This window comes from Merdimonas faecis, assembly GCF_001754075.1.
Classification (GTDB): Bacteria; Bacillota; Clostridia; order Lachnospirales; family Lachnospiraceae; genus Merdimonas; species Merdimonas faecis.
Map to the genome: position 1 here is coordinate 1 of NZ_MIEH01000045.1, position 1,838 is coordinate 1,838.

The following is a 1,838-nucleotide window of genomic DNA, read 5'->3' on the forward strand; positions in this document are numbered from 1 at the left end:
TTCTTTCCATAATTAGTTGATATTAATGTGCAAAAGCGTTATTATAATACAGGGTGATCTTCTATGGAACAGGAAATCATAAAATTATTGGATCCAGATTTAGAATGCATTCGATACAAATTAAAAAATCAACAAGTTATATTTGAAGTTAAATCTTCAAGAGAAAAAGTGCCTTGTCCTTATTGTGGTAAGGTATCCTCAAAAATACATTCTGTGTATCAGCGTGAGATCCAGGATATCCCAATACAGGATAAGCAGACAATAGTTTTATTAAATACACGAAAGATGTTTTGTTCCAATCCTGCCTGTGACCATAAAACTTTTTCTGAGAGATTTGATTTTATTGCGCCCAGGGAAAGGAAAACAAAACGGCTTGTTGATAAAATATTATTGACATCTGCAAAAGTCAGTTCAGTCAGTGCATCTGCTCTGTTAAAGGAAAGCTCTATAAAAGTCTGCAAAAGCAGTATTTGCGATCTGCTTAAAAAAAATGCCATCCATTGTGGATAAGTCTAATGTAACAAAGATTTGTGTGGATGATTTTGCTATTCGGAAAAGAAAGTCTTATGGTACTGTTATGGTTGACCTGATAACGCATCGTATTATAGACCTACTTCCTTCCAGAGATTCCAAAGATGTAAAACAGTGGCTTTCAACATTCCCTAATATAGAATTAGTTGCAAGGGATGGAGCAGTAATTTATTCATCCGCTATATCGAAATCACATCCGAATGCGGTTCAGGTCAGCGACCGATTTCATCTGATAAAGGGGCTTGCAGAAGCCATTAATAGAATTATAATTCGATTATATCCAGCCCGTCTTGAGATACCGAACATACAGGAAGTTCCGAAAGAGGTAGAGGTACTTTATAATACAGCAAATCGCTCACAAAGGATCAGATTTGCACAAAAAAAGAGGGCGGAAGGATTGACGATAGAGGAAATTGCATTATTACTTCATTCTACGACCAAAACAGTCCAGCGGTATCTTGCGATTCCAGAATCAAAGATTCCCGAAAATAAGCCGAATACTTATGAAAGACAACATCAGTTATCTGTCCGAAAAAAGCAAAATGAAATAGATGAAGCAAAAGAATTATATAGTCAGGGATACCCCATTACTAAAATTGCCATGATGATGCACCATACGGTACCAACCATCAAACGGTATCTGACACAGGAAAATTCCACAATCAATGGACATTATGGTGCAAAATTGGGTGGAAAGTTAGCTCCTTTTCATGATGATGTTATCGAATTAAGGAGTAAAGGGATTACTTATCCAGAAATACAAAAAATATTATCTAAAAAAGGATACACTGGATCTGTGGCATCCATCCGTGTATTTATGCAAAAAGAAAGAAGTCACCATTATAGCAAAACAGGCTCTCCCCCAATAAATGTAAGTTACGTTCAAAGGAAATCGCTTTGTAAACTGATTTATCAAAAAATCGAAACCATACCAACACTTACTCGGGAACAGCTTAACATGACTGTTGAAAGATACCCATTATTAGGAACTTTATATTCGTTAATAAAAGAATTTTATGAAATAATCTATTCTAAACAATCGGTGAAGCTTGACTCATGGATTGAACACGCCAAAATGGTAAATCAACCTGAATTAAATACATTTTTGGAAGGAATAAATAAAGACCTTACTGCAGTCAAAAACGGTATAACTGAACAGTATAATAATGGTTTAGCAGAAGGAAGTGTTAATAAGATCAAAGTGATCAAACGAATCATGTACGGACGCAATAGTTTTGAATTATTGAAAGCAAAAGTGCTTTTCGGAGAATATTTTCACTATATGTTCAACTAATTATGGAAAGAAC

The 1,838-nt window shown here is 35.0% G+C and carries 2 protein-coding genes; both read left to right on the forward strand.

Annotated elements, in window-relative coordinates:
• Positions 1 to 63 precede the first annotated feature (63 nt).
• The gene (locus tag BKD12_RS17355; RefSeq protein ID WP_070090339.1) at positions 64 to 510 is read left to right on the forward strand and encodes a transposase family protein; all 447 of its coding nucleotides are present in this window, start codon (positions 64 to 66) and stop codon (positions 508 to 510) included.
• Complete coding sequence (locus BKD12_RS15970; RefSeq protein ID WP_070090340.1) at positions 491 to 1,825, forward strand: ISL3 family transposase; 1,335 nt, start codon at positions 491 to 493, stop codon at positions 1,823 to 1,825. Before BKD12_RS17355 ends, BKD12_RS15970 begins: the two co-directional genes overlap by 20 nt.
• Positions 1,826 to 1,838: the final 13 nt, after the last annotated feature.

Excerpts from the sequence above, each read along its gene's own strand:
- BKD12_RS17355 (WP_070090339.1), top strand. The coding sequence starts at position 64 with ATGGAACAGGAAATCATAAAATTATTGGATCCAGATTTAGAATGCATT.
- BKD12_RS15970 (WP_070090340.1), top strand. The coding sequence starts at position 491 with ATGCCATCCATTGTGGATAAGTCTAATGTAACAAAGATTTGTGTGGAT.